Raw genomic sequence first — 18,623 nt, 5'->3', positions numbered from 1 at the left:
TGCGGCTTGTAAGGGGGTGTTTCGGCCTTTGGCCGAGGATATTTGGGCACGAAAGAAGCGGATGGGTTTATCCCTTGTCCGGCGTTTTGTGCACAACCAGCTCGGTACAGCCCGAAAGGGGACAGGGCGCGCGGTTGAAGGTCAGCCCCTCCAGGATCACCACCACGATTTCCGCGGTCGTGTAGACCTGTGATCCCGGCAGGAGGTGGCCGCCGAAGGCGCGTCCCTTGCTGTCCGCGATGGTCAGGTGCAGGTGCTGGCCGGCAGGGTCGATCGTGCCGACCAGAGACGTGATCTCAAAATGGCCCTGATAGCTGGTACTGTCGGGCTGGTCTGCATGGCGGATGACGGCACGGGTCAGGCTGCCGACGCAGGTGACCAGTGCCATGGCCTGCGCCCCGGTCTGACGTTGCAAGGCGCGCAGCGCGGTCAGAGGATCTTCCCCCGGCGTTAGGCGGATGGCCGCAAATCTGCCGGGGGAGAGCGGGAGCATTCATTCGCCCCTTGGATAGCGCTTGGATTCCTCAAGCACGTTCAGATCCATATGGTTGCGCATGTAACGTTCGGACGCGCGCATCAGCGGTTGGTAGTCCCAGGGGAAATAGGCACCGTTGCGCAGAGCCTCATAGACCACCCAGCGGCGGGCCTGGCTTTCGCGCACCGCCGCGTCGAAGGCGGAGAGATCCCAGCGCTCTGCCGCTATTGCGCGCATACGGGTAAGCACCTCGGCTGCAGTTGGGTCGTTTGCACGGTTGATGCGTTCGGCCGGGTCCTCGGCGAGATTGTAGAGGATTTCCGGGTCGGCCTGACAGGCGATGTATTTCCAGTCGCCGTCACGCAGGCACACCAGTGGGGTGATGCTGCCCTCGGCGGCATATTCCATCGCTACCGGCCCGCGCCCCTCGGCCCCTTGCGCAAGAGAGTAGCCATCGGTCCAGGGCTTGACCTCGGACATCGAGATACCTGCAAGGTCGCACAGTGTCGGCAGCACATCTATCGTCGAGACAGGCTTGTCGACGCGCCCCGTCTTGCCGCCTGGGACCGAGATCATCAGCGGAACCCGGGCCGAGCCTTCAAAGAAGCTCATCTTGAACCACAGGCCGCGTTCACCCAGCATCTCGCCATGGTCGGATACGAAGAGGATGATGGTGTCATCCTCCATCCGGCTGCGGCGGAGCACGTCCAGCAGCTCGCCGATCTTGTCATCGACATAGGAGATATTGGCGAAATAGCCGCGCCGCGCCCGCCGGATATGATCGGGTGTGATCTCGAACGCGCGCCAGTCGCAGGCGTCCATAAGGCGTTGCGAATGGGGGTCCATCTGATCGTATGGGATCGCCTCGGGCGGCTCAAGCTCGGGCGCGCCTTCGTAGAGGTCCCAGTATTTCCTGCGCGCGACAAAGGGGTCGTGAGGGTGGGTAAAGCTGACCGTCAGGCACCATGGCCGGTCATCCTGACGCCGCGACAGGTCGTAAAGTTTTTGCGCGGCGTGGAAGGCAACCTCGTCGTCATATTCGTATTGGTTGGTGATCTCGGCCACTCCGGCGCCGGTGACCGAGCCGAGGTTGTGATACCACCAGTCGATCCGCTCGCCCGGTTTGCGATAGTCGGGGGTCCAGCCGAAATCAGCGGGGTAGATATCGGTTGTCAGCCGCTCTTCGAAACCATGAAGCTGGTCGGGGCCGACGAAATGCATCTTGCCCGACAGGCAGGTATGCCAGCCCGCGCGCCGCAGGTGGTGGGCATAGGTTGGAATGTCGCTGACGAATTCTGCGGCGTTGTCATAAACGCGGGTCCTGCCGGGCAACTGCCCTGACATAAAGCTGGCGCGTCCCGGCGCACAAAGCGGGCTGGCCGTATAGGCATTCGAATAGCGCACCGAGCGTTCCGCAAGCGCCCTGAGGTTCGGAGCATGCAGGAAATCCGCCGGGCCGTCGGGGAACAAAACCCCCGACAGCTGATCGGCCATCAGGATCAGGATATTGGGACGTTTCAATTACTTCACCGCTGCCAGAACTGCCTCGGCGCCGGGTTTTCCGTCCAGCGTCGTAACCCCGTCAAGCCATTTCCCTACGGTCTCATCATTTTGGCTGATCCACTCTTTCGCGGCATCGGTCGGGTCCGCGCCATCATCAAGGATATTGCCCATCAATTGGTTTTCCATATCGACGGTAAAGGTCAGCTGGCTGAACAGTTTGGCGGCATTGGGGCAGGCCGCGACCCATTCCTTGCGCGCCAAAGTATGGACGGTCGCACCGCCGTAATCCGGGCCGAACTCTTCGTCTCCGCCGGCAAGATAGGTAATTTTCAGTTTGATGTTCATCGGATGCGGCGCCCAGGCCAGAAAGACCGAGGGGGTGCCCGCCTTGTCGTTGCGCTGTACCTGCGCCAGCATGCCCTGTTCGCTGGATTCGACGAGTTCCCAGTCAGCGAGGCCGAACTTGTCCGCCTCGATCATCTTCTGGATGCTTTGGTTCGCCGGGGCGCCGGGCTCAATACCATAGATCTTGCCCTGGAAGGCATCCTTATGCGCGTCAAGGCCAGCGAAATCCGTCACGCCCAGATCTGCAGCCACGTCGGTAACGGCAAGGGTGAATTTCGCGCCAGTCAGGTTCTGGACCAGTTCCTGAGTCTTGCCCGAGGCGTCGAGGTCGTCGCGGAATTTCTGCTGAGCGGGCATCCAGTTGCCCAGGAATACGTCGATATCGCCGGTTTTCAGTGCTTCATAGCCGACCGGAACCGAAAGAGTGGATATCTGCGGCTTGTAGCCCAGCCCCTGCAGCACGGCCGTAGCAACGCCGTTGGTGGCGGTGATATCCGTCCAGCCGGGGTCCGACAGGCGGACGGTTGCACAACTGTCGGGGTCTGCCGCCAGCGCCGGCCAAGCAGCCATCAGCGCCAGGGTCAGCGGGGCAATCAGGGTGGGTCTGGACATGATCTGATCTCCGTTTGGTGCCGCAATCTGCGGATCGATGCCGCTATCAACCCATAGGAGCGGCGGCTGTTCAAGCGCATATGGATTGTCCGGCTTTTCGTGAACTCTGGCGTTCTCGTCCTTGACGAAGGCGCTTTCCTTGATCAAAGGTGGCGCCGGTCAGGGCCTGTAGCTCAATGGTCAGAGCAGGGCGCTCATAACGCCTTGGTTGGGGGTTCGAGTCCCTCCGGGCCTACCAAATCCCTTCATTTCCATTTATTTTCAAGGCGTTGAAGGGGTATTTGACGGGCCACTAAGAATGGTTAGTCAGGTTTGGTTCGCCCACCACCTCGTCGGGGACGCTCGTAATAGCCGAGTTGGTCTGGCCCTTACGGTTGAAACGGTCACAGTATTTTTGTGCTTCTTTGATATCGGTATACCGGCTGACCGCCATAACCTTGAACACATCGCCTTCGGCCTCCGCGATCCGGCGACAGATGGCCTTACGCAACCCATGGGCAGCAAAAAAAAGGCAGTCCGGCCTCGTCGCACCATTTGCGCATCGAGTTTTCGGGGACAGCGGGCGATCTGGCCTTTCCTGGGTGAGCCTGTCCATGGTGTCCCAGGCGAAGGTCGCGTGTTCTCCGTTCTCATTGGTAAGCCGCGTAAGGCGCCCGGCCTGGTCGCAAGCGAAGGTCAGGCTGTGGCCAGCGTGGCTCAGGCGCGTGAGGCGTTCTCTACAGGTCGTATTCCAGGCTGACCGGCCAGAGAGTTGCATCGCCGCCGACCGGCACGTGGCTCACCTGCCCCCGGGCGTCGTATTGGTAGCGCTGCGCGGTACCATCGGCGGGTACGCCTGCCGCTGGCCTCGCTCGTTGTACTACCAGCTCATGCGCTCGCCGAGCGCGTTGGTCGTTGCCACAGACTGACCCCAGCGGGTGTATTCTAGTGGGTGGTGTAGCTGGAGCAGTCGGTGTAGCTACTTTCGCGCAATCATGTCCCCAACTGCGAAACTCAAGTTCTCGTCGTACCCTTTTGAATTATTCGGCTGATTGCAAGGCATTGATCGCTTCAGCAAGCGATCAAATGGTTATGTGATTCTGGAGGCTTCATGAATTACAGCAGATTTCAGCCAAGTAAAGATTTGGCCTCTTTTGTTAAGTTCTTTTGGACGCTAGAAGTCTCCCCAGAAGAAAGCGCAGAAAAACAAAGAGTTGTGCCTGACGGCTGTATTGAGATGGCCTTTATATTAGGCGATGACATTAAGAGGTACACCTCAGAGAATGATTATATAATTCAACCGCGCGCCATGGTGCTTGGACAGACACTTGCTCCTTTTTATATTCAACCAACCGGCTATGTCCACACCTTTGCAGCGAGCTTCTTTCCTTACAGCTTTTCCAGCTTCGTTTCCAAACCCATTAAAAGCCTGACAAATAAAGAGACGTCAATTTATGAATTATTTGAACACAACGAAGCAAGAAGCCTGGAAAAGAAGATTATTGAAGCCTTAACCACGGGTGAGCGAATCAATATATTGGAAGCATTTCTTTTTTCAAGACTCAGCGATCAACGCACCATCGAGCGTATTGTAAAAGCGACCGTGAAAACTCTATTTTCAAGAAACGGAAACATATCAATTAACGAAATCACAAACTCAGATCACAGCAAAAAACGGCAGATGGAAAGGCAGTTTCTGGACATCGTTGGCATCAGCCCAAAGCAATTGTGCAAGGTTATTCGCTTACAAGCTGCCTTGAAGGCATTAATCAACCAGGAAGAACGCCTGACTCATATAGCGCATGAAAGCAATTATTATGATCAATCTCATTTCATTAAAGACTTTAAAGAATTCACCGGGATAAGGCCGAGTGATTTTTTTTGGCGAAAAAGCATGATGCTATCCTCACTCATATACAAATAAATTGCCTTGTCGCTTTTTTACAATTCACTTCGATCCCCTTGATGTATGTTTAATCAGTGCCCGATAAAAGCACAAAATAATCCTGTAAAACGTACAATCTCGAGGGAAGTATAATGCATAGCCTTGCATCAATTTTTGAGATCCCGGCGACCAGTTTAGAGCGTGCTGTAAAATTCTACAGCAGCATTTTTTCTGCACCCATTGAAACCATGAACATTCCAGGGATAAAGATGGGGTTGTTCCCACATGAAGGACAGTCTACGATTGGCGTTATTATTGAAGGCGAGGGCTATTTGCCATCCAACTCCGGAATTACACTATATTTGAATGCAGGCGAAGATCTGCAAGTAGTCTTATCAAAAATAGAGGAAAACGGTGGAGAAGTACTTGTGCCCAAAACACCACATGCCGACGAAAGTGGCTTCTTCGCATTATTTCTAGACACCGAAGGAAATCGACTCGGTTTACACTCGCCTCGATAAACGGCCTTTGGTTTTAAAGACCATTTCGCTACATAGACGATCCAGAATTTCTTGCGGCTGTTCCGCAGAAGTGTAATGACTCAGGCCTTTCGACCTGAGTCATTATGCAGGCTCATGCAACAGGTCCTTCACGACGTCGGGACACCTTCTGTATCATCAAGATAGCTGACCCGTTTCTGGAGCAAGAGCTTTCTTTCAGCCTCGCCAGGACGGCAAGCTGTCTGGGTGATCAGGCGAAAGCATAGTGCGCTCTCTGGATACCCCTGCCCTCGCAATGCCTGATACAACCCTTGAATTTGTTCGCGGGTCATGGCGGCTTTGCTCTCGCTGACCGGGACACGGAGCAGCCCGCGCAGGTTGGGGATCGGGTTTGATTCAGCCGGATCCCGCACCACGGCAGATTCAAAGATGGCTGACAGGATCGCCTTTGACATGGATGACCGCCCACGCACCGCGTGATTCGCACCCTTCCGGCAGCAGGCGAAACTGCTTGACGCCAAAGGCGCTGATAGGCTTACCGTCGAATTTGGGCGACAGGTATTTTCGGATGCGCGCTTCCTTCGTGCGGTAGCACTGGCGGCGAAACCGGTTCAATCTCGGCCAGGTGCGCTTCGACCACCCTGGCGAGCGGGCTTGCACGGGCGCGCTTGCGTTCTTCCAGCACTTCCAGGTTGCTCTGTTTGATCCGCTGCTGCTCATGGGCAGGGTGGACGCCTTGCCTGGCGAGTGTGCGCGCTTTTTCTCGGGCAGCGCGCATTCGCAGGGCTTACTTGAGGAGAGCTGCCGATAGCAAAGAAGTTTTCCTTGCCTTGAAAGCAGTACCTTCACCGTCAGAGCTTGCCGCCGGTCAGCTTGATGAGCAGGAACAGACCGCCACCATCAGACAGTTTCCGGTCGTGATCAGTGGGTCTGACCGACCTGACCTTGGTGTCGATGGGCAGGTCTTCGGGGCATCGTTGGACTCCACTATGGGGAGAAGCACCCCCACGGTTGAACACGAGTACCCCCCAACTTTTCTGGGTGCGGATAAATGACAGGAAACCTCAGCAGACCGGATTTAACTATATTTTAAATAATAATCTTAATTCAACGAGCACTGCTGAGGTTTACTGAACTCCGCAAGAAATCGTCAGGCGTTGAACAGGAAGTGCAGCACGTCGCCGTCCTGCACCACATAGGACTTGCCCTCGACACGCAGCTTGCCAGCCTCGCGCGCGCCGGCTTCGCCCTTGTAGGTGACATAATCCTCATAGGCGATGGTCTCGGCACGGATAAAGCCGCGCTCGAAATCGCCATGGATCACACCCGCCGCACGCGGGGCCGGCGTACCCTTGTGAATGGTCCAGGCGCGGGCCTCCTTGGGGCCGATGGTGAAATAGGTCTCAAGGCCCAGCAGCTTGTAGCCTTCGCGGATAAGACGGTCGAGACCGGCCTCATGCAGGCCCATTTCCTCAAGGAACATGGTCGCTTCCTCGGCGGGAAGCTGGCTGATCTCTTCCTCGATCCGGGCGGAAATCACCACATGACCCGCACCCTGCTCGGCCGCCATCTGCGCCACGCGGTCGGATTGAGAGTTGCCGGTTGCGGCCTTGTCCTCTTCGACGTTGCAGACGAAAAGCACCGGCTTTGCAGTCAGAAGCTGCAGCATGTCCCAAGCCTTGCGATCCTCATCCGCAACCTGAACGGTGCGGGCGGGCTTGCCCGATTCCAGCGCGGCCTGCGCGGCCTTGAGCAGCTTTTCCTGCGCCACGGCATCCTTGTCGCCACCCTTGAGCTTGCGCTGGATATTGGCCAGCCGGCGCTCGACAGATTCGAGGTCTGCAATCATCAGCTCGGTCTCGATGGTATCGGCATCGGCAAGAGGATCGACGCGGCCCTCGACATGGGTAACGTCGTCATCTTCGAAACAGCGCAGCACATGGGCTATGGCATCCACTTCGCGGATATTGGCCAGGAACTGGTTGCCCAACCCCTCGCCCTTGCTTGCGCCCTTTACCAGACCGGCAATGTCCACGAATGTGATGCGGGTCGGGATGATCTGCTTTGAGCCCGCGATCTCGGCCAGCTTGTCCAGCCGCGGGTCGGGCACCGCCACTTCGCCGACGTTCGGCTCGATGGTGCAGAAGGGAAAGTTCGCAGCCTGAGCGGCTGCGGTTTTCGTCAGCGCGTTGAACAGCGTCGATTTGCCCACGTTCGGCAGGCCGACGATCCCCATGCGAAAGCCCATGATGCACCCCTTTTTTCCCGGAATTTCGCGCTTATTATGGGTCCATGACGCCCAAGTCCAGTGGCGGGCCGTTGATCTTGCCCCTCAAGCCGGGCTAGGGCTGTGCGGAACAAGAGGGAACAGGCGCATGACCAGAATCGACGACACTTTCGCGCGGCTGGCCGAAACCGGCGGCAAGGCCTTTGTCGCCTACATGATGGGCTGCGACCCGGATTTCGACCGCTCACTGGAAATCATGCGCGGCCTGCCCGGCGCAGGCGTGGATATTATCGAGCTGGGCATGTCCTTTACCGACCCGATGGCGGATGGCGCCACGATCCAGGCGGCGGGCCAGCGTGCGCTGGCGGCTGGGGGCAGCGTCAGCCGGGTGCTGGAGATGGTGCGGGCCTTTCGCGCCGACAACAACAGCACCCCAATCGTGCTGATGGGTTATTACAACCCGATCTATGCGCGTGAAGGTGGCGTTCCGCGCTTTCTGGCCGATGCGGCCGAGGCCGGGGTTGACGGGCTGATCGTCGTCGACCTGCCGCCCGAGGAAGACGCCGAACTGTGCCTGCCCGCGCGCGAGGTGGGGCTGAACTTCATCCGCCTTGCTACGCCGACCACTGACGACCGTCGCCTGCCAGCGGTGGTCAAGAACACCAGCGGCTTTGTCTATTACGTCTCGGTCACCGGCATCACCGGGGGCCCCGCTGCCAATGCCGCCGAAGTCGCGCCCGAGGTCGCCCGCATCCGCGCCAGCGCCAACCTGCCAGTGGTGGTCGGCTTTGGCATCTCGACCCCCGAAGCGGCGCGGGCGGTGGCAAGCGTTGCCGATGGCTGCGTCGTCGGCTCGGCCATCGTCAGGCTGATCGGCGAGGGGCGCCCCGTGCCCGAGATCCTGTCCTTTGTCGCCGAACTGTCAGCCGGCGCGCATAGCGCCTGAGGGCTGAACCGCTCCTCCGTCGGCGCGTTCGATAGGGCAGAACACCACGTTCCCTCCCTTGCGGGTTGGAGAAACACGGTGCAACGCTATCTTGAACGCATCTGATGACGGAGGATTTCATGCCCACCCTGTTTTATCACGCCGGCGCATGTTCGCTTGCACCGCATATCGTGCTGGAATGGACCGGAACGCCCTATGAGGCTGTGGCGGTCGAGTTCGGCTCGCCCGAACTGTTGGCCGTGAACCCGGCCGGCGCCGTTCCGGTCCTGCGCGAGGACGACGGCTGGACCCTGACCCAGGCGGGCGCGATCCTGCATCACCTCGTGCGCAAGCACCCGCAGGCCGATCTGGGCGGCGGCGACGATCTGCACGCCTCGGCCGAATTTGACCGCTGGTCGAGCTTTTTCACCGGCGATTTGCATCCGGCCTTTTTCCCGGTCTTTACCCCCCGGCGCTATACCACCAGCCGCGAACAGGCCGACCACGACGCGGTACAAGAGGCCGGGCGCAAGCTGGTGCGCAAGCGGCTGGCGCAGCTTGATGCGCATCTTGAGGGGCGGGAATGGGTTCTGGACCGCCGCTCGGCGATCGACGCCTATGCTTTCCCGATGCTGCGTTGGGCCATGAAAGTGCTGCCCGAAGGCATCAGCGGCTGGGCCAATGTGCAAGCCCTGCATGACCGTATTGCGGCCGATCCGGCCGTACAAACCGTTCTCGCCCGCGAAGAGGGCGCCTGAGGAGACAAACCATGCTGTCTGGCATCCATCACGTCACCGGCATTACCCGCCGGGTTCAGGCCAATGTCGATTTCTACGCCGGTTTTCTGGGCCTGCGTCTGGTCAAGCGCACCGGAGGCTATGAGGATGCCGAACAGCTGCACCTGTTTTATGGCGATGCGCTTGGCTCGCCCGGCTCTCTCATCACTTTTCTGGTGTGGGAGGACGGCGCACCCGGCCGCGTCGGCCATGGGCAGGTCTCGGAAATCGCGCTTGCCGTGCCCCCTGACAGCATCGGCGACTGGCTGACCCGCGCCATGACCGCGCGCGTGCCGGTCGAGGGGCCGCTGCGCGAACAGGGCGAAACCGTATTGCGGCTCAAGGACCCCGATGGCGTGATCGTCAAGCTGGTCGGGGCAGCCCTGCCTGCGGCGGCTCCCCTGCCTGATCCGATCGCCCCGACGCGGCTGCGCGGCGTGACCATCCTGACCGAACAGCCCGTCGCGACACGTGAGTTTCTGACCCGCTTTGGCTATCAGCCCGGCGCGGCAGGCGGCGCGATCCAGCGTATGGAATCGGACACGGATATCATCGACGTCCGCGATGCCACCGGATTTTTCCCCGGCATCCCCGGCACCGGCATTCTGGATCACGTCGCCTTTCGCGCAGCCGATGCCGATGCTGTGCGTCAGATGCGGCTTGCGCTTAAGGGCACCGACGCGACCAGCGTGCACGACCGGAAATATTTCCTGTCGCTTTATGTGCGCGAACCGGCGGGGACACTTTTGGAATATGCGACCGACGCCCCCGGATTCACCGTGGACGAGGCCCCCGAACATCTGGGCGAGACGCTGTTCGTCCCGCCCCATGACGCGGCCCGCGCCGAAGATCTGCGCGTGATCCTGCCGCAATTCTCCCTTCCGGGAAAGGAAAGGCAACCGATGCGAGACCTGCATTTCGTCCATCGCTTTCACCGGCCGGACAGCCCGGACGGCAAAACCATCGTCCTGCTGCACGGTACCGGCGGTAATGAATCCGATCTGATGCCGCTTGCCCATCGCATGGCACCGAATGCCACGCTTTTGGGCGTGCGCGGCCGCTCATCCGAGGAAGGCATCAACCGCTGGTTCCGCCGCCATGACGCCGTGACCTATGATCAGGCCGATATCCGGGCCGAGGCCGAAGCTTTTGCCGGCTTCATCGCCGAGGCGGCGCGGGCCTATGATCTGGACCCGGCGGCACTGACCTATCTGGGCTATTCGAACGGCGCGAACCTGCTTGGGGCGCTGATGCAGCTTTATCCCGGCCTGATCCGCAGTGCGGTCCTGCTGCGGGGCATTCAGGTGCTGGAAGAGCCCCCCACCCTTGAGCCGCAGGCGCTAAAGGACAGTCGCGTGCTGATGCTGACCGGGGCGCGTGACCCCTTTGCGCGCATGGCACCGGCGCTTGAACGGGCCTTGCAGGATGGCGGCGCGGCGCTTGAGGTGCAAACGCTCGACGCCGGGCACGAGCTGCAGCCCGAGGATCTGGCACAGGGGAAAAGCTGGATCGACCGCGCCTGACAGGCACCCCGGGAATGACAGCGGCAGGCGGGTCAAAAGGCCCGCCTGTCCGTTTCTGCCCAGACATCAGGCCGTTCCAAAATATCGAACACTGTATCCGATGCCGGTTGGCTTGCCCGGAAACCCCGCAGGGGGCAGGTTAAGACCACGACAGTTATCCAAGGCCGCAACCGGCCCCCGAAAGATCATCACAAAGGATCACGAACATGACCCGCAAACCCCATATCGCCATTATCATCGGCTCGACCCGCGCCGCACGCTTTGCCGACAAACCCGCCGCCTGGCTGCTGGAGAATGCGCAAAAGCGCGAGGACATGACCTTTGAACTGGTCGATCTGCGCGACTATGACCTGCCGCTTTTTGACGAGGTCGCCTCGAACCTGTGGGTGCCGTCGCAGGACCCACGCGCGGTGAAATGGCAACAAAAGCTTGCCGAGTTCGACGGCTATATCTTTGTCACTGCGGAATATAACCACTCGGTCAGCGGCTCGCTCAAGAACGCGCTGGATCAGGCTTATAAGGAATGGAACCACAAACCGGCGGCAGCCATGGGTTATGGCGGCGTCGGTGCTGCCCGCGCCATCGAGCATTTGCGCGGCATCGCGGTCGAGTTGCAGATGGTGCCGCTGCGCCATGCCGTGCATCTGGGCGGGGGCGATTTCTTCAAGGTCTCGCCGCTGGGTGCCAATGGCGAGATGACCGAGGTCGAGGCGAACCTGCTGCCCTCGCTCAACGCCATGCTCGATGAACTGAACTGGTGGGCCGAGGCGACCATCGCCCAGCGTGCCAAAACCGCCTAAGGCGGTCAGATCAGCAAAAAGACGGGGCGGTCATTCTGGCCGCCCCTTTTTCTTGCTCTGGTTCAGGGCCACGGCGGCACGGATCAGCGCCTTCAGCGCCCCGGCGTCGATCTGGTCACCCGCGCGCAGATCGATGGCGCGGCGGGTGTTACCCTCCAGACCGGCATTAAACAGACCCGAGGGATCCTCAAGCGACGCACCCCTGGCGAAGGTCATCTTGACCACCTGCTTATAGGTCTCGCCCGTGCAGATGATGCCGTCATGCGACCAGACCGGCACGCCGCGCCATTTCCATTCCTCGACCACCTCGGGATCGGCCTCGTGGATCAGGGTGCGCAACCGCGCCAGCGTCTCACCCCTCCAGTCCCCCAGCTCTGTGATCCGGGCGTCAATCAGCTCTGAGGCAGGCTGGTCCGTGTCCGGCTGGCTCATTCCCCACTCCCCCTATGTCCTGTTGCGTGTGTCAGGATGGAACCAAACACCCGTCGGCCGCAACCGTTCCCATCGGCGCCGGGCCATATGAAAAAGGCCGCCGGATCGCTCCGACGGCCTTTCATGTCAGGGGGTACGTCTTAGTCCAGCGGTTTCAGTCGCGCCTCGATCATCGCGCGCTGACCTTCCAGGAAGGGCGGCAGCGACAGCGTTTCGCCAAGGCTCTCCAACGGCTCATCCACGGCGAAACCGGGGTCGTCGCTGGCGATCTCGAACAGGTTTCCACCCGGTTCGCGGAAATAGAGCGAGCGGAAATAGTAACGCTCGACCTCGCCCGAGTTTGGCACCCGCATATCGGACAGACGCCGCGCCCATTCGTGGATCGCCGGTTTGTCGGGCACGCGGAAAGCAACGTGATGCACCCCGCCCGCACCCGGACGCGCCACCGGCAGATCGGGCTGGACCGCAACATGCAGCTCGGCCGAAGGGCCGCCCTGCCCCATCTCATAGACATGGACCGTGCCCTGCCCGTCGGGGCTGGCATAGTCGCGGACCTTGCGCAGGCCCATGACCTGGGTCAGCACGAGCTCGGTCGGGGCAAGTTCAGGTACCGAAATGGTGATCGGCCCCAGCCCGTGGATCTGATGCTGCGCCGGCACCGGGCTTTTCTCCCAAGGCGCGGTCACGGCATCGGGTGCATCCTCGGTCAGACGGAAACGCTGGCCCTCGGGGTCCTCGAAATCAAGGCTCGCGCGACCGTCGAGGGATGCAATCTGCCCAAGGCTCAGCCCGCGGTCAGCCAGCCGCCCGGCCCAGAAGTCCAGACTGTCGCCCGCAACCCGCAATCCGGTGCGGCTGATCGAATGCGTCCCGCGCCGCTCAGGCGCTGCCGGCCAGTCAAAAAAGGTCAGGTCAGTGCCGGGACGGGCCAGCCCGTCAGCATAAAACAGGTGATAGGCGCTGGTATCGTCCTGATTGACGGTCTTTTTCACCAGCCTCAGCCCCAGCGTGTCGGTATAGAACCGTTTGTTGCCGGGCGCATTCGCCGTGATCGCCGTCAGGTGGTGAATTCCGGTGAGCTCCATGATGGGCCTCCTTTCTCTTGGCACCAATATCGGGCATGGGGGCCGTTTCCACCACAGCAGCGGCGGCGAACCTTGTGTTCGCCTATTGCGAACGCCGGCACAGCAGGTAAGCTTGCGCCATGCGCTATGACCTGAACGATCTTGAGACATTTCTGACGGTGATGGAGCTTGGCACCGTCACCGCCGCCGCCGCCCGTCTGAACCTGTCTAAATCTGTGGTCAGCAAGCGGATCACCGATCTTGAGGGCACGCTGGGCGCGGCGCTGTTTCGCCGCAACGCCGGCCGCATCACCCCGACCGAGGCCGCTTTGCGTCTGGCCGAACGCCTGCGCCCCGCGCTGACCGAGCTGATTGCCGCCGCCGAAAGCACCGCATGGGATATGGACGGGCTTGCCCCCTTGCGCGGCAGCCTGTCGATTGCCGCACCGATGACCTTTGGCGTGATGCATCTGGGTCCGATCATCGCCCGTTTCGCCGCTCTGAACCCCGAGCTTGAGATCAGCGTCGATTACGACGACCGCGCCCGGGACCTTGCGCGCGAGGGTTTCGACATCGGCATCCGCATCGGCAAAATGCGCGACAAGGCGCTGATGCAGCGCAAGCTGTGCGAAGATGAAAGCGTCGTCTGCGCCAGCCCCGCCTATCTGGAACGCAAGGGTCGGCCCCGGACACTGGCCGATCTGCGCGATCATGAGGTGATCGGCTACAGCCACCTGCCTAACAGCCAGCTATGGCAGTTTCAGGACCGCGACCGCTTTGTGTCCCCGGTCGTGCAGGGACGGCTGTCGGTGAACAATGGCGAGGCGATCCGCGACATGGCGATCGGGGGGCTTGGTCTGGCCATCCTGCCCGGTTTCATCGCCGCGCCCGCGCTTGCCGACGGGCGGCTGGAGCGGGTGCTTGAGGGCTTTGACACAAGGCCGCTGCCCGTGGTCGCGGTCTGGCCCCCGGTTTCCCCCATGCCTGCCAAGCTGCGCCGGTTTGTCGACCATCTGGCAGCCGAGCTGCACCGCCCGCCATGGCAGGCCCCCCTGTCCCAGCATCCCCCCGCAACCACCGAGGCGACCCCGTGAAAAAGATCGGATTTCTGTCCTTTGGTCATTGGTCGGACGAACCCGGCTCACAAAGCCGCAGCGCACAGGACACGCTGCTGCAATCGATCGAGCTTGCGGTTGCGGCCGAGGAACTGGGCGCGGACGGTGCCTATTTCCGCGTCCATCACTACGCCCGCCAGCTTGCCTCGCCTTTCCCGCTGCTGGCGGCAGTGGGCGCGCGTACCAGCCGCATCGAGATCGGCACAGCCGTCATCGACATGCGCTATGAAAACCCGCTTTACATGGCAGAGAACGCCGGGGCTGCCGATCTGATTTCGCAGGGAAGACTGCAACTTGGCATCTCGCGCGGCTCACCCGAACAGGTAATCGAGGGCTGGCGCTATTTCGGCTATTCGCCCGCCGATGGTGAAAGCGATGCCGACATGGCCCGCCGCCATGCCGAGATGTTTCTGAACGTGATCGAAGGTCACGGCTTTGCCCGTCCGAACCCGCGCCCGATGTTTCCCAACCCGCCGGGCCTCTTGCGGATCGAGCCGCATTCGGCCGGTTTGCGTCAGCGCATCTGGTGGGGGGCGGCGTCGAACGATACCGCCCGCTGGGCGGCGCGGCTGGGGATGCATCTGCAAAGCTCGACCCTGAAAACCGATGAGACGGGCCAGCCATTTCACATCCAGCAGGCCGAACAGATCCGCGCCTTTCGCGAGGCATGGGCAGCGGCGGGGCATGAACATGAACCGCGCGTTTCGGTCAGCCGCTCGATCTTTCCGCTGATCGACGACCGCGACCGCCGCTATTTCGGTCGCGGCGGGCAGGACAGCGACCAGGTCGGCTTTATCGAACGGACCCGCTCGATCTTTGGTCGCAACTACGCAGCCGAGCCCGACCACCTGATCGAAGAGCTGCGCGCCGATGAGGCCATCGCCGAGGCTGACACCCTGCTTTTGACCGTGCCGAACCAGCTTGGCGTCGATTACAACGCCCATGTCATCGAGGCCGTGCTGAAACACATCGCCCCCGCGCTTGGTTGGCGCTGAGCATGGTGCTTTGTGATCGGCAAGGCCCGGTATAGGCTGACCCGAAACAGAGCGCGAACGGAGGGTAAATGGCAACAGAGGTGACAGCCGCCGCCGAGGCGGCAGGGCATGGTGGCGGCCTGCCGCTGCTCAGCGTGGTGGTCTTACTGGCGGCAGCGGTGCTGGCGGTCCCCCTGTTTCGCAAGATGGGCCTGGGCTCGGTCCTGGGCTATCTGGCGGCGGGGCTGGCGATCGGACCCTTTGGCCTTGGCTTTTTCCACGACCCACAGGCGATCATCCATGTCGCCGAATTGGGCGTGGTGCTGTTTCTGTTCGTTATCGGGCTGGAGATGCAGCCGTCGCGCATCTGGGCGATGCGGGGCGAGATATTCGTCCTTGGCTTTGCGCAGGTGCTGCTGGCCATCGCATTGCTGACCTGCGTGGGGCTGGCGCTGGGTTTCCCGGTCGCGGCCAGCTTTGTCTCGGGCACCGGCTTCGTGCTGACCTCGACCGCCATCGTCATGCAGATGCTGGCCGAGCGCAATGAAATCGCCCTGCCCAAAGGCCGCCGCATCATCGCCATCCTGTTGTTTGAGGATCTGGCCATCGTCCCCCTATTGGCAATGGTCGCCTTTCTGGCCCCGGGAGGAGAAGAGGTCACCCTGCCCCAGCGCCTTGCCGGTGTTGCCATCGGGCTGGGCTGCATCGCCGCGCTGGTTGCGGCGGGGCGCTATCTGCTGAACCCGATGTTCGCCTTTCTGGCGCGCTTTGGCGGGCGCGAGGTGATGACCGCCGCGGCGCTGCTGGTGGTGCTGGGCTCGGCACTGCTCATGCAATGGGGCGGGCTGTCGATGGCGATGGGCGCGTTCCTGGCCGGGGTGCTGTTGTCGGAATCAAGCTTTCGCCACCAGCTTGAAGCCGATGTCGAACCGTTCCGCGGCCTGCTTTTGGGCCTGTTCTTCCTTGGCGTCGGCATGGCGCTGGATTTGCGCATCATCGCCGGAAACTGGGCACTGATCGCAATCTGCGTGCCAGCCTATATGCTGCTGAAGATGCTGGTGATCTATTGCGTAGGCCGGACGCTGCGTGCCAGCCGGTCCGAGGCGCTGGAACGCGCGGTGCTGATGGCGCAGGGCGGCGAATTCGCCTTTGTGCTGTACTCCAGCGCCATGCAATTCGGCATTATCAACGGCCAGAACAACGCGGTGCTGACCGCCATTGTCATCGTCTCGATGGTGCTGACACCGCTGATGGTCATTCTGCATGATCGCCTGGCACCGAAACCCGCACCATCGCTTGACGGGGTCGAGGCCGCGCAGGGGTTAGAGGCACGGGTCCTGATGATCGGATTCGGCCGTATGGGTCAGATCATCAGCCAGCCGCTGATCGCGCGCGGCCACTCCATCTCGATCATCGAGAAGGACCCGCAGACCATCCGCGACGCCAATGAATTCGGCTTCAAGATCTGGTATGGCGACGGGGCGCGGCTGGACATCCTGCACTCTGCCGGGGCGGGGAACGCCAGCCTGATCATCGCCGTTCCCGGCGACCGCGAGGCCACCACCCGCATCGTCGAGCTGATCAAGCACGAATTCCCGCTGGTGCCGGTCATCGCCCGCGCCTTTGACCGCGAGCATGCGCTGGAACTGATCGAGGCCGGGGCCGATTTTCAGCTGCGCGAAACGCTGGAAAGCGCCTTTGTCATGGGACGCGAGGCGCTGTTGCAGCTGGGCGATGACCCTGACGAGGTCGACGAGGTCATGGAAGAGATCCGCGGCCGCGACGCCGAACGCTTCAAGATGGAATGCGTCGGCGGCATATTTGCCGGCCGCGATCTGTTGCTGAGCAACCGGGCCGATTAGGCGTCGTCGATCTCGATCAACCAAAGGTCAGGGGCGGGGCCGACCGGCAAGGCCGCCTCGGCCCCCTCACAATAAAGCGCATCCAGCGGCTCCAGCGCCATCGTCTTACCCGCGAATTCCAGCGTTACCGGCGCGGTGGCAAGTAGCAGCCGCCACTGCGGCGCGCCGGTGGCCTGCGTGCTTAGCCGTGTCAGCCGGTGGGTAAAGGCGCCGCGCCGGGTCATCACGTTCAGATCGGTGATCGGCCCGGCCAGCAGCCGCGCCGAGGTCGGCACATCGGCGGCAAAGGCCATCGGTTCGGAATCAGGCGTCAGTTGCCGGGTCGGCGTACCCTGAACATGCAGCTCGATCCCCTCGCCGGTCAGCACGGCAAGCGTCCGGTCGATCTGGGGAAAGATCGAGAAATCACCGTCCTCGCTCACTCCGGCCATGCTGATACGCCAGCCGAAATCAGCCAGCCCCGCGCCGTGGGGGTGAACGGCGACCTCGACCGTCTCGCCCCGACCATTCTTCCACGGCATGCGGCGGTGTTCGGCGGCTTTCAGGATGCGATGACTCATGCGGATACTCCCCTTTTTCCCTGGCCCGCGGCTAACGCCGTCCCAGCAGCTTACCCACCACCGGACCCAGCAGGATGACGATGATCATCCGCAGCAGATGGTGACTGACGACATAGGCCAGATCGGCCCCGGCGATCAGGGCAATGACCACCATCTCGGCCTGTCCGCCGGGCAAAAATGCCAGAAATGCGTCCAGCCCCGAGGCAAGACCCAGATGCACGATCGCCTCGATAAAGATCAGGCTGATCGCGGCCAGAAACAGCGCATAGACGATGCCCGCCGTCACATGCAGACGCAGTTCGCGCAGGGTAATGCCGGCGTATTTCACCCCCACCGCGATGCCGATGAAAAATTGCGCGGCCTGTATCATCTCGGCCGGAGGGCGATGCGTGATCAGCCCCGACAGCGACAGCGCCGCTGTCAGCACCATCGGCCCAAGGATCGAGGCCCCGAACAGGCCCAGCCGCTCGGCGACCTTCCAGCCGATCAGGCCCGCAGCAATCATCAACGCGATCTCGGTAAGGCCGGTGGCACGCATCGGCGCACCGGGGGGCTGGGACAGGTCCACACCCCACCATGTCGTCATGATCAGCGGCGCGACGGTGACGATCACCAGCACCCGAGTCGCATGGATCAGCGACAGGGCGCGGATATCACCGCCCGCCTCTTCGCCAAAAACCAGCATGTCCTGCAACCCGCCGGGCATTGCCCCGTACCATGCCGTCGCATGATCAAAACCAAAGACGCGGCGAAACAGCGGATAGCCGACCAGCGCGATCACCGCGATGAAGCCCGGCACGAACAGCAGCGAGGCAGCGACATCGGGCAACTCGGCCAGAACGCCGGGCGTGATCGAAGCACCGACCGCCACGCCAAGGATGGTGCGCATGAAGATGCCGAACTGTCCCGCCCCAGCCAAAGGCACGCCCACAAGCGCCGCGATCAGACAGGCCAGCATCGGGCCAAGCAGCATCGGCAACGGCAGATGCAGCAGCAGAAAGACCGCACCGCCAAAAGCGGCCAGCGCGAAGGTCAAAAGGCGGCGTTTCGGCAGGCTCATGATCTT

20 protein-coding genes and 1 tRNA gene are annotated in these 18,623 nt (G+C 61.5%); 10 read left to right on the top strand and 11 right to left on the bottom strand.

What is annotated here, in order from left to right; translation table 11 throughout:
• Positions 1–67: 67 nt before the first annotated feature.
• The 3 genes from M511_RS10680 to choX are packed head-to-tail and all read right to left on the bottom strand — an operon-like array spanning position 68 to position 2,935.
• Positions 68–493, bottom strand: coding sequence for a PPC domain-containing DNA-binding protein (locus M511_RS10680; RefSeq protein WP_085502177.1), 426 nt, complete (start codon positions 491–493; stop codon positions 68–70).
• Positions 494–1,996: a choline-sulfatase gene (gene betC / locus M511_RS10675; protein ID WP_085502176.1), complete on the bottom strand. Its 1,503-nt coding sequence runs from the start codon at positions 1,994–1,996 to the stop codon at positions 494–496. It abuts the gene before it with no gap.
• Positions 1,997–2,935 carry a choline ABC transporter substrate-binding protein gene (choX, locus tag M511_RS10670; RefSeq protein ID WP_083825874.1) on the bottom strand — a complete coding sequence of 313 codons (939 nt, stop codon included), beginning with the start codon at positions 2,933–2,935 and terminating at the stop codon, positions 1,997–1,999.
• Positions 2,936–3,097: 162 nt separating this feature from the next.
• Between choX and M511_RS10665 the strand changes: the two genes are divergently transcribed.
• Positions 3,098–3,173: transfer RNA gene (locus M511_RS10665), tRNA-Ile, on the top strand.
• Between the two features lie 54 nt (positions 3,174–3,227).
• On the opposite strand, the gene M511_RS10660 is transcribed toward M511_RS10665, so the two are convergent.
• Positions 3,228–3,530 carry a hypothetical protein gene (locus M511_RS10660; RefSeq protein WP_240547603.1) on the bottom strand — a complete coding sequence of 101 codons (303 nt, stop codon included), beginning with the start codon at positions 3,528–3,530 and terminating at the stop codon, positions 3,228–3,230.
• Positions 3,531–4,025: 495 nt separating this feature from the next.
• Here M511_RS10660 and M511_RS10655 point away from each other — a divergent pair, with 495 nt between their 5' ends.
• Both M511_RS10655 and M511_RS10650 read left to right on the top strand, forming a co-directional pair.
• A complete protein-coding gene (locus M511_RS10655) occupies positions 4,026–4,838 on the top strand; it encodes a helix-turn-helix transcriptional regulator (protein WP_085502174.1) in 813 nt (270 codons plus the stop codon).
• Positions 4,839–4,951: 113 nt separating this feature from the next.
• Positions 4,952–5,320, top strand: coding sequence for a VOC family protein (locus M511_RS10650; RefSeq protein ID WP_085502173.1), 369 nt, complete (start codon positions 4,952–4,954; stop codon positions 5,318–5,320).
• A 128-nt stretch (positions 5,321–5,448) separates the two neighbouring features.
• Here the strand turns inward: M511_RS10650 and M511_RS10645 are convergent, their stop codons facing one another.
• The 3 genes from M511_RS10645 to ychF form a co-directional block, all read right to left on the bottom strand.
• Positions 5,449–5,754: a hypothetical protein gene (locus M511_RS10645; protein ID WP_217809605.1), complete on the bottom strand. Its 306-nt coding sequence runs from the start codon at positions 5,752–5,754 to the stop codon at positions 5,449–5,451.
• Positions 5,723–6,148, bottom strand: coding sequence for a hypothetical protein (locus M511_RS10640; RefSeq protein ID WP_217809604.1), 426 nt, complete (start codon positions 6,146–6,148; stop codon positions 5,723–5,725). Before M511_RS10640 ends, M511_RS10645 begins: the two co-directional genes overlap by 32 nt.
• A gap of 301 nt (positions 6,149–6,449) precedes the next feature.
• A complete protein-coding gene (gene ychF, locus M511_RS10635) occupies positions 6,450–7,547 on the bottom strand; it encodes a redox-regulated ATPase YchF (RefSeq protein WP_010397835.1) in 1,098 nt (365 codons plus the stop codon).
• A gap of 127 nt (positions 7,548–7,674) precedes the next feature.
• On the opposite strand from ychF, the gene trpA reads away from it, so the two are divergent.
• The 4 genes from trpA to M511_RS10615 all read left to right on the top strand — a co-directional run bounded on the left by trpA (position 7,675) and on the right by M511_RS10615 (position 11,550).
• Positions 7,675–8,472 (top strand): tryptophan synthase subunit alpha, encoded by a 798-nt coding sequence (trpA, locus tag M511_RS10630; RefSeq protein WP_085502172.1) that lies wholly within the window; start codon positions 7,675–7,677, stop codon positions 8,470–8,472.
• A gap of 119 nt (positions 8,473–8,591) precedes the next feature.
• Entirely contained in the window at positions 8,592–9,209 is a 618-nt protein-coding gene (locus M511_RS10625) for a glutathione S-transferase family protein (RefSeq protein ID WP_085502209.1), read from the top strand.
• A gap of 11 nt (positions 9,210–9,220) precedes the next feature.
• The gene (locus M511_RS10620; RefSeq protein WP_085502171.1) at positions 9,221–10,750 is read left to right on the top strand and encodes a VOC family protein; all 1,530 of its coding nucleotides are present in this window, start codon (positions 9,221–9,223) and stop codon (positions 10,748–10,750) included.
• 206 nt (positions 10,751–10,956) lie between these two features.
• Entirely contained in the window at positions 10,957–11,550 is a 594-nt protein-coding gene (locus M511_RS10615; RefSeq protein WP_010397827.1) for an NADPH-dependent FMN reductase, read from the top strand.
• A gap of 30 nt (positions 11,551–11,580) precedes the next feature.
• On the opposite strand, the gene M511_RS10610 is transcribed toward M511_RS10615, so the two are convergent.
• A complete protein-coding gene (locus M511_RS10610; RefSeq protein ID WP_085502170.1) occupies positions 11,581–11,982 on the bottom strand; it encodes a DUF1801 domain-containing protein in 402 nt (133 codons plus the stop codon).
• Positions 11,983–12,122: 140 nt separating this feature from the next.
• On the bottom strand, positions 12,123–13,067 hold the full coding sequence (locus M511_RS10605; RefSeq protein WP_010397823.1) for a ring-cleaving dioxygenase: 945 nt from the start codon (positions 13,065–13,067) through the stop codon (positions 12,123–12,125).
• Between the two features lie 119 nt (positions 13,068–13,186).
• Between M511_RS10605 and M511_RS10600 the strand changes: the two genes are divergently transcribed.
• From M511_RS10600 to M511_RS10590, 3 genes are all read left to right on the top strand, one after another.
• Entirely contained in the window at positions 13,187–14,140 is a 954-nt protein-coding gene (locus M511_RS10600) for a LysR family transcriptional regulator (protein WP_085502169.1), read from the top strand.
• Complete coding sequence (locus M511_RS10595) at positions 14,137–15,156, top strand: LLM class flavin-dependent oxidoreductase (RefSeq protein WP_085502168.1); 1,020 nt, start codon at positions 14,137–14,139, stop codon at positions 15,154–15,156. Before M511_RS10600 ends, M511_RS10595 begins: the two co-directional genes overlap by 4 nt.
• Before the next feature lie 68 nt (positions 15,157–15,224).
• Entirely contained in the window at positions 15,225–16,997 is a 1,773-nt protein-coding gene (locus M511_RS10590; protein ID WP_010397815.1) for a monovalent cation:proton antiporter-2 (CPA2) family protein, read from the top strand.
• Here the strand turns inward: M511_RS10590 and M511_RS10585 are convergent.
• Positions 16,994–17,557 (bottom strand): HutD/Ves family protein, encoded by a 564-nt coding sequence (locus M511_RS10585; RefSeq protein ID WP_085502167.1) that lies wholly within the window; start codon positions 17,555–17,557, stop codon positions 16,994–16,996. The genes M511_RS10590 and M511_RS10585 overlap by 4 nt on opposite strands.
• A gap of 31 nt (positions 17,558–17,588) precedes the next feature.
• A complete protein-coding gene (locus M511_RS10580) occupies positions 17,589–18,617 on the bottom strand; it encodes an AbrB family transcriptional regulator (protein WP_010397811.1) in 1,029 nt (342 codons plus the stop codon).
• Between the last annotated feature and the right edge of the window lie 6 nt (positions 18,618–18,623).

Source organism: Paracoccus sp. J56, from assembly GCF_019633685.1.
Taxonomy (GTDB): domain Bacteria; phylum Pseudomonadota; class Alphaproteobacteria; order Rhodobacterales; family Rhodobacteraceae; genus Paracoccus; species Paracoccus kondratievae.
The sequence above is the reverse complement of the archived record's forward strand: the minus strand, read 5'-3'. Positions and strand labels throughout refer to the sequence as shown.